Genomic DNA, 8,191 nt, shown 5'->3' on the forward strand with positions numbered 1-8,191 from the left:
GCCGCTTCGCTGCGCTCCTCGCGATGCCGGTGCTTTTCCCTGCCCCGTCATTGCGAGGCCCCGCAGGGGCCGTGGCAACCTCCGCGCGCAGCCCCGACGTTCGTTCGTGACGGTGTTGGCGTTTGTCTAATGCGGGCGGTTCCGTCCGTCTATCCTTGAAGGTCTGGGGATTGTCCCCATCATTGGTGTCAGTTCACCCAGATTTGACCGAGGGGTTTCCCAATGCGAATGGATCGCCTGACGACCAAGTTTCAGTCCGCCATCGCGGACGCACAATCGCTCGCGGTAGGCCGCGACCACCAGTTCATCGAACCCGCCCACCTGCTTCTGGCCCTGCTGGACCAGGAGGGTGGCACCATCCGCCACGTACTCGACCGCGCCGGCGCCAACGTGCGCCAGCTGCGCTCCGCGCTGGGCGAGGCTCTGGATCGCCTACCGAAGGTAGAGGGCGCCGCGGGCGAGGTGCACGTATCCAATGACCTGGGGCGCATGCTGAATGTCTGCGACAAGCTCGCCCAGGAGCGCAAGGACCAGTACATCCCCAGCGAGCTGTTCCTGCTCGCGGCCATCGACGAGAAGGCCGGCGTGGGCGAGATGCTGCGCAACGCCGGTGCCAACAAGGACTCCCTGGAGAAGGCCGTGGACGATATGCGCGGCGGCGCTCAGGTGGACGATCCGAACGCCGAGGAGAATCGCCAGGCGCTGGACAAGTACACCATCGACCTCACCGAGCGCGCCGAGCAGGGCAAGCTGGACCCGGTGATCGGGCGGGACGAGGAGATCCGCCGTTCGGTCCAGGTGCTGCAGCGCCGCACCAAGAACAACCCGGTGCTGATCGGCGAACCCGGGGTCGGCAAGACCGCGATCGTCGAGGGCCTGGCCCAGCGCATCATCAACGGCGAGGTGCCCGAGGGCCTGAAGGACAAGCGCGTGCTCGCGCTGGATCTGGGCGCCCTGCTGGCCGGGGCCAAGTATCGCGGCGACTTCGAGGAGCGGCTGAAGTCCGTGCTCAAGGAGCTCTCGCAGGAAGAAGGCCGCGTGATCCTGTTCATCGACGAGATCCACACCCTGGTGGGTGCCGGCAAGGCCGAGGGCGCGATGGACGCCGGCAACATGCTCAAGCCGGCGCTGGCACGCGGCGAGCTGCACTGCATCGGCGCGACCACGCTGGACGAGTATCGCCAGAACATCGAGAAGGACGCCGCCCTGGAGCGGCGTTTCCAGAAGGTGCTGGTGGACGAACCCACGATGGAAGACACCATCGCCATCCTGCGCGGGCTGAAGGAGCGCTACGAGGTCCACCACGGGATCGAGATTACCGACCCGGCGATCGTGGCCGCCGCGCAGCTGTCGCAGCGCTATATCACCGACCGCCAGCTGCCGGACAAGGCGATTGACCTGATCGACGAGGCCAGCTCGCGCATCCGCATGGAGATTGATTCCAAGCCCGAGTCCATGGACCGCCTGGAGCGCCGCCTGATCCAGTTGAAGATCGAGCGCGAGGCCCTGAAGAAGGAGGCCGACGAGGCGTCGAAGAAGCGCCTCGGCACGCTGGAGGAGGAGATCGAGCGCCTGGAGCGCGAATACTCCGACCTCGAAGAGGTGTGGAAGTCCGAGAAGGCCTCGGTCTCCGGCGCCGCGCAGTTGAAGGAAGAGCTCGAGCGCGCGCGCATCGAGCTGGAGACGGCCCGCCGCGCCGGTGACCTGTCGCGCATGTCGGAGCTGCAGTACGGGCGCATCCCGGATCTGGAGAAGTCCCTGGCCATGGCCCACGAGATGGAGAGCCAGGAGACCCAGCTGCTGCGCACCAAGGTGACCGACGAGGAGGTGGCCGAGGTGGTGTCGCGCTGGACCGGTATCCCGGTGGCCAAGATGCTGGAGGGCGAGAAGGACAAGCTGCTGCGCATGGAAGAGGCCATCGGCGGTCGTGTCGTCGGCCAGTCCGAGGCCGTGCGTGCGGTGGCCAATGCCATTCGCCGCTCGCGGGCGGGGCTGGCGGATCCGAACCGGCCGAACGGCTCGTTCCTGTTCCTTGGCCCGACCGGGGTCGGCAAGACCGAGCTGACCAAGGCCCTGGCGTCGTTCCTGTTCGATACCGAGGAGTCCATGGTCCGCATCGACATGTCCGAGTTCATGGAGAAGCACTCGGTGGCACGGCTGATCGGGGCGCCCCCGGGCTATGTCGGCTACGAGGAGGGCGGCTATCTGACGGAGGCCGTGCGCCGCAAGCCGTACTCCGTGATCCTGCTGGACGAGGTCGAGAAGGCGCATCCGGACGTGTTCAACGTTCTGTTGCAGGTACTGGATGACGGCCGCCTGACGGACGGCCACGGGCGCACCGTGGACTTCCGCAACACGGTGATCGTGATGACCTCCAATCTGGGTTCGCAGCAGATCCAGGAGATGGCCGGCGAGGAGAACTACGACGCGATGAAGGGCGCGGTGATGGAGATCGTCGGGCAGCACTTCCGCCCCGAGTTCATCAACCGCGTGGACGACGTGGTGGTGTTTCATCCGCTGGAACGCGAGCAGATCCGTGCGATCGCCGACATCCAGCTGCAGTACCTGCGCAAGCGGCTGGAGGAACGCGATCTGTCGATCACCATCACCGAGGCCGCGCTGGATCACCTGGGCGCGGCCGGGTTCGATCCGGTGTACGGGGCACGTCCGCTCAAGCGGGCCATTCAGACGCAGCTGGAGAACCCGCTGGCGCAGTCGCTGCTGTCGGGCGAGTTCGGCCCCGGTGACACGATCCAGGTGGACATGGCCGGCGACCAGCTCGCCTTTACCCGGGCGGCCGAGGCCGCCTGATCGGCCCACGACCCATTGCGATCCAACAAGGCCCGCTTCGTGCGGGCCTTTTCTTGTCCAGGGCAGGTGGAGAGGGAGGTGAACGGCGGCGGGCGGGACCGGATGCGGCCGATGGCCGCATCCGGTGATGGTTGGGTGGTGACCGGGTCAGTGGCCGTGGGTGGCGTGGGCGTCCACCGGTTCCTCGAAGGCGATGAACAGGATGCAATCCTCGTCCGAAATGCAGTGGGTGGTATGGGCCAGCCGTGCGGGGCCGTAGGCATAGGTGCCCGGGCGCAGCACCACCGGCTCCTGGTCGTCGTAATCGACCTGCATCTCGCCACTGACGAGCACCATGCGTTCGGCGCTGGTGTGCCAGTGATGGGGCGCCGTGGTGTTGCCGGGCAGGAGGAAGAAGACGTCGGCATTGGGCTGCGCCGGGTCGCCCTGCAGGACAGCGAGCCGGCAGCCGTCCGGCATGAAGTCCGGGCACGGGGTCCATTCGAGATCGGGGGAGTCGGGTGCGTGGATGAAGGCCGGGCCCTGATCCGCCGTCACCGCTGTCCAGGTGGCGACCAGGGCGAGGGCCGCTGCGGCCGAGACAAGCCGTGGTACGGCCCCGGTGGGCCGGATTTCGCGTTTGGGCATGGTGTACCTCCTGTGGGTCATGGCTTCACCCGGCCGCGCTCCGGGTGGGCGTTGGCGAAGCGTGGCTGACCGGCCGGGTGCCCGCGCGGGCCGGCCTTTGCCTGTAATCCTGGCCGCTTCCCGGCGGAGTGGCTTCAACGTTCTTGCGGTGGGTGGCCGGATGTTGCGGTTAGTCGGTACAGGCCAGCGGCTCGATGGCGGGGCCGCTACACTCGGAGGCTTGGAGATGGCGTAAAGGGACGTTCGAGATGGTTTGGGTTCGAGGGTGGGCGGTCCTGTTGCTGGCGTTGGGGCTGGCAGGGTGTTCGCTGCTGGATGCGCGCGAGCAGCTGGCGCGCATCGGCGGGGCCTGTGTGATCAGTGGCACGGTCGGGTCGAACGAAGAGGCGGATGAATCGGACGGGACCGGGCCTTATGTGGTGGCGGTGTTTCGTGAGCCGGTCGCCGCGGTCGCGGTGCCCGAGCCGGTGGACCACGTGGTCAGCGCGCGCGGCGGGAGCTGGTTCTTTGCCCTGGAGCCGGGGCGCTACAGCGTGCTGGCCTTCCGTGACGAGGATGGCGACCGTGTACACCCGGCCGGTGCGCCGGTCGAGTACGTGGCGGGCGGCGATTCGCTGGACTGTGGCCCCGGTGGCCGGCTGACCGGGATCGATGTCCGCTTGAACGGGGATGACCGCCTGGCCCATGCCATTCGGCTGCCGGAGACGCGTGCCCCGGCGGATCCCGTGAGCCCGGATGCGGCGCCGGTGAGCCTGGGCCGGGTGACGGCCTATGGCGAGATCGTCCACCTAGGCGATCCGCGCTTTGCGTCCGAGGTGGCGCGCGGCAGCCAGTGGCGCCCGCTGGATTTCGTGCTGGAAGGGTATGCCGGGGTGTACTTTCTGGAACCGTACGATCCGGGACGGACGCCGGTGCTGTTCGTCCACGGAATGAACGGCTCCCCGCGGGACTTTGCCGGGCTGCTGGAGGCCGTGGATCGCGAGCGCTACCAGCCGTGGTTCTACTATTACGCCTCCGGCCTGCCGCTGCAGTCGGCCGCGGCGCACCTGGCACAGGTGGTCGAGGAGCTGGAGGTCCGGCATGGCGTGGATTCGCTGCCGGTGGTGGCGCACAGCATGGGCGGACTGGTCGCTCGCGGCTTTTTGAATGAACGCGCCCGGCGCGAGGCGGCGGCGTCCGTGCCGGCCATGATCACCCTGTCCACGCCCTGGGCCGGGCACGAGCGCGCCCAGCGGGGTGTGGAACGCTCGCCGGTGGTGATCCCGGTCTGGCGCGACATGGCACCGGGCAGCGACTACCTGGATGGCCTGTTCACGGATCCGGCGGAGGGGACCGAACTGCACCTGCTGTTCGGTTACCAGCGCGGGGAGGGCGGAGCACGCTCCACCACGGACGGGGTGGTCACGCTGGCCAGCATGCTGCACCCGCCGGCCCAGCACGAGGCCGCCTCGGTCTTCGGTGTGGCGACGACGCACGCCGGTATCCTGTCGCATCCGCTGGTGCTGGAACGCGTGCGCGATCTGCTGTCCGGGGAACAGGTAGAGTGATGTCCGGCGGGATCCTTGCACCGCGACGGCGCAGCGGGATCGGCGTAGTCTGAAGGGATGCCCGCCGAGTCGATGTTCGCGGCGGGCTTGTCAGCGGGGAGCGCGATGCAGTTATTCGAGTGCGAGGTTTGTGGGCAGGGGGTGTATTTCGATAACACCTTCTGCACCCGCTGCGGCCACCAGTTGGGATTCCTGCCCGACCGTCTGGAAATCTCCGCCCTGGTGCCGGCGGGGGAAGCAGTGGGGGCCCGCGGGCGACCGATCCCCGGTGGCCTGTGGCGGGTGGCCGACGAGCCGGACGGGCGGTTTTATCGCCAGTGCCGGCACTACGCGGTGGACGCGGTGTGCAACTGGATGGTGCCACATGAGGAAGCCGAGCCTTTCTGTCGGGCCTGCCGCCTGAATCGCACCATCCCCGACCTGAGCGTGCCGGGCAACGCGCGATTGTGGGAGCGCCTGGAGACCGAGAAGCGGCGGCTGGTGTACGCGCTGCTGCGTCTGGGCCTGCCCGTGGTGCCGCGAAAGAATGATCCCGCGGGACTGGCGTTCGACTTTCTGGCCGATCCGGCTCCCGAATTCCGCGAGGGCGGCGGTGTGGTCACCGGCCATGCCAACGGCTTGATTACCATCAACATCGCCGAGGCCGACCCGGCGGTACGCGAGCGCATGCGCGAGGCCATGGCCGAGCCCTACCGCACCATCCTCGGCCACTTCCGTCACGAGTCCGCGCACTACTACTGGGATCGCCTGATCCGCGGTACTCACTGGCATGAGGCCTTTCGCGAGCGTTTCGGCGACGAGCGCGCGGACTACGACGGGGCCTTGCGGCGCCACTACGCCCATGGGCCGCCGGCGGACTGGCAGGCCTCGTTCGTCTCCGCCTATGCCAGTTCGCATCCCTGGGAGGACTGGGCCGAGACCTGGGCCCACTACCTGCATATCGTGGATACCCTGGACACGGCCTCGGCCTACAACATGGACATCGTCCCCGCCGCGGGCCCGTCGGCCCGCCTGGGGGCACAGGGACAGCTGCCGGCCTTTGACGCCTATGCCACGGCGAGCTTCGACCTGCTGCTGGAACACTGGCTGCCACTGGTCAGCGCGCTGAACAGCCTGAACCGCAGCATGGGCCACCCGCATGTCTATCCCTTCGTCCTGACGGCCACCGCCATCGCCAAGCTGGCGTTCGTGCACCAGGTCATTCAGGATTTCCGCACGGCTACGCGTGCGCAGCCGGCGGGTGCCACGGGCACCTGAGCGGTCGGCCGGCACCGGCAATCCCCGGGCTTTTGCCCCGGTCCTGCGAGAACCCAACGCACAAGCGAAAGGACGCGAGATGTACAACGTTGCTACCCGCGGCCCGTTCAAGGGGCTGAATCCGCGCGTTGCGCCGCTGGCGCTGATCCTGGTGGTGGTTATCGCCCTGCTGGGGGTTTATCGCACCGAACAGCTGGGCGCGGTCGTGGGCGATGCGCGCACCTTCGTTACGCCGTTGCTGGAGTGGTACTACGTGGTGGTCATGGCCTTTTTCCTGGTCATGGTGATCTGGCTCGGGGTCGGGCGCTACAAGAACGTGCGCCTGGGGCGCGACGACGAGGTCCCGGAGTTCACCACGCTGTCCTGGCTGTCGATGCTGTTCGCCGCGGGCATGGGCGTCGGCCTGCTGTTCTGGGCGGTGGCCGAGCCGCTGTCGCATTACGGCGGCAACCCGTTCCTGATCGACAATGGCGACCAGGCCGCGGCCGCGGACATGTCCATGGTCCTGACCTACTTCCACTGGGGGCTCAACGCCTGGGGCGTGTTCGCCCTGCTGGCACTGATCCTCGCCTATTTCGGCTTTCGCAAGGGTCAGCCACTGGCCCTGCGTTCGGCCCTGCACCCGCTGATCGGCAAGTACAGCCATACCTGGCCGGGGGACCTGGTGGATCTGCTGGCGATTATCGCCACGGTCTTCGGGATCGCGACCACCCTGGGCCTGGGCATCCAGCAACTGGAGGCCGGACTGGCACACACCGTGGGCCTCTCGCTGGAAGGGGATCGCGGCCTGCTGATGCTGACCGCGCTGCTGACCGTGATCGCGATCGTGTCGGTAGTGACCGGGATGCAGGCCGGGGTGCAGCGGGTCAGCCAGGCCAACCTCTGGCTCAGCGTCGCCCTGCTCGGGCTGTTGCTGGTGGCGGGGCCGACCCAGTACCTGCTGGCCCTGGTCGTGCAGTCCAGCGGCAGCTACATGCAGAACCTTCTGGGTCTTTCGCTCTACACCCACGCCCACCACATGGACGAGTGGCACTCGGACTGGACCGTCTTCTACTGGGGCTGGTGGCTGGCCTGGGCGCCGTTCGTCGGGCTGTTCATCGCGCGGATCTCGCGCGGGCGCACCCTGCGCGAGTTCGTGATGGGCGTGTTGCTGGTGCCCACCCTGATCACCTTCTTCTGGCTTGCACTGCTGGGTGGCACCGCGCTGCACGCCGAGGTCGAGGGCATCGCGAATATCGCCGAGCGCGTATCCGAGGATCTCACCATGGCAACCTTCGCCACGATGGAGACCCTGGAGCCCTGGTTGATCGCGAAGACCGGCGCCGTTCTGATTACGGTGCTGATCGCGACCTACCTGCTGACCTCGGCCAATGCCGGCATCGTGGTCATCAACACCCTGCTGGCCCATGGGTCCACCGAACACCGGGCGATTCACCTGATCCTGTGGGGCGCGATGATCGGTCTGGTGACCGGGGTGCTGCTGCTGGCCGGCGGGCTGGAGGTCCTGCAGAACGCGGTCATCCTGGCCGCGCTGCCGTTCTCGCTGGTGATGCTGATGATGGTGGTGGGCCTGATGCGCGCCCTGGAAGACGAGCGCTACGCGCCGCGCCCGGGCGAGCACACGGTCGCCCCCAGCGAGCCGTGGGCGATCCCGCCGGATCGCGTCCACGAGGACTTCGACGTGGACGACGATGCCCCCGAGGCCCGCGCCGAAGACGACCGCCGGGGTCCCTGACGACCCCGGTCTTCCACCACGACGAAAACCGTAAAGAGCGATTAACAGGAAGTTGGGAAGACAGGAAGAATGAATGGGTGGAAATCCCATGCGCTTCGCAGTGGGTGTTCGGGGCTATGCTGTGCTGGTCTAATGTTGGTGGACACCTCGATCGGTGGAATGATGAGGATCTGATCGAGGAGACGATATGGGACGCAGGAATTTTGATCCGGAG

5 protein-coding genes are annotated in these 8,191 nt (G+C 67.4%); 4 read left to right on the forward strand and 1 reads right to left on the reverse strand.

All coding sequences use genetic code 11. The features are described from left to right. Positions 1 to 228: 228 nt before the first annotated feature. Positions 229 to 2,811: an ATP-dependent chaperone ClpB gene (clpB, locus tag F817_RS0101720; protein ID WP_024326027.1), complete on the forward strand. Its 2,583-nt coding sequence runs from the start codon at positions 229 to 231 to the stop codon at positions 2,809 to 2,811. A 147-nt stretch (positions 2,812 to 2,958) separates the two neighbouring features. On the opposite strand, the gene F817_RS0101725 is transcribed toward clpB, so the two are convergent. Beyond that, complete coding sequence (locus tag F817_RS0101725; protein WP_024326028.1) at positions 2,959 to 3,438, reverse strand: cupin domain-containing protein; 480 nt, start codon at positions 3,436 to 3,438, stop codon at positions 2,959 to 2,961. Positions 3,439 to 3,686: 248 nt separating this feature from the next. Between F817_RS0101725 and F817_RS0101730 the strand changes: the two genes are divergently transcribed. The 3 genes from F817_RS0101730 to F817_RS0101740 all read left to right on the forward strand — a co-directional run bounded on the left by F817_RS0101730 (position 3,687) and on the right by F817_RS0101740 (position 7,977). Further along, the gene (locus F817_RS0101730; RefSeq protein ID WP_024326029.1) at positions 3,687 to 4,985 is read left to right on the forward strand and encodes an alpha/beta hydrolase; all 1,299 of its coding nucleotides are present in this window, start codon (positions 3,687 to 3,689) and stop codon (positions 4,983 to 4,985) included. A gap of 105 nt (positions 4,986 to 5,090) precedes the next feature. Continuing rightward, positions 5,091 to 6,242, forward strand: a complete 1,152-nt coding sequence (locus tag F817_RS0101735) for a putative zinc-binding metallopeptidase (RefSeq protein ID WP_024326030.1) — start codon at positions 5,091 to 5,093, stop codon at positions 6,240 to 6,242. A 79-nt stretch (positions 6,243 to 6,321) separates the two neighbouring features. Beyond that, the gene (locus F817_RS0101740) at positions 6,322 to 7,977 is read left to right on the forward strand and encodes a BCCT family transporter (protein ID WP_024326031.1); all 1,656 of its coding nucleotides are present in this window, start codon (positions 6,322 to 6,324) and stop codon (positions 7,975 to 7,977) included. Positions 7,978 to 8,191: the final 214 nt, after the last annotated feature.

Source organism: Thioalkalivibrio sp. AKL19, from assembly GCF_000420165.1.
Taxonomy (GTDB): domain Bacteria; phylum Pseudomonadota; class Gammaproteobacteria; order Ectothiorhodospirales; family Ectothiorhodospiraceae; genus Thioalkalivibrio.

Bases quoted from the DNA above. Each gene is read 5' to 3' on its own strand.
- clpB (WP_024326027.1), top strand. From the start codon at position 229: ATGGATCGCCTGACGACCAAGTTTCAGTCCGCCATCGCGGACGCACAA.
- F817_RS0101725 (WP_024326028.1), bottom strand. From the start codon at position 3,438: ATGCCCAAACGCGAAATCCGGCCCACCGGGGCCGTACCACGGCTTGTC.
- F817_RS0101730 (WP_024326029.1), top strand. From the start codon at position 3,687: ATGGTTTGGGTTCGAGGGTGGGCGGTCCTGTTGCTGGCGTTGGGGCTG.
- F817_RS0101735 (WP_024326030.1), top strand. From the start codon at position 5,091: ATGCAGTTATTCGAGTGCGAGGTTTGTGGGCAGGGGGTGTATTTCGAT.
- F817_RS0101740 (WP_024326031.1), top strand. From the start codon at position 6,322: ATGTACAACGTTGCTACCCGCGGCCCGTTCAAGGGGCTGAATCCGCGC.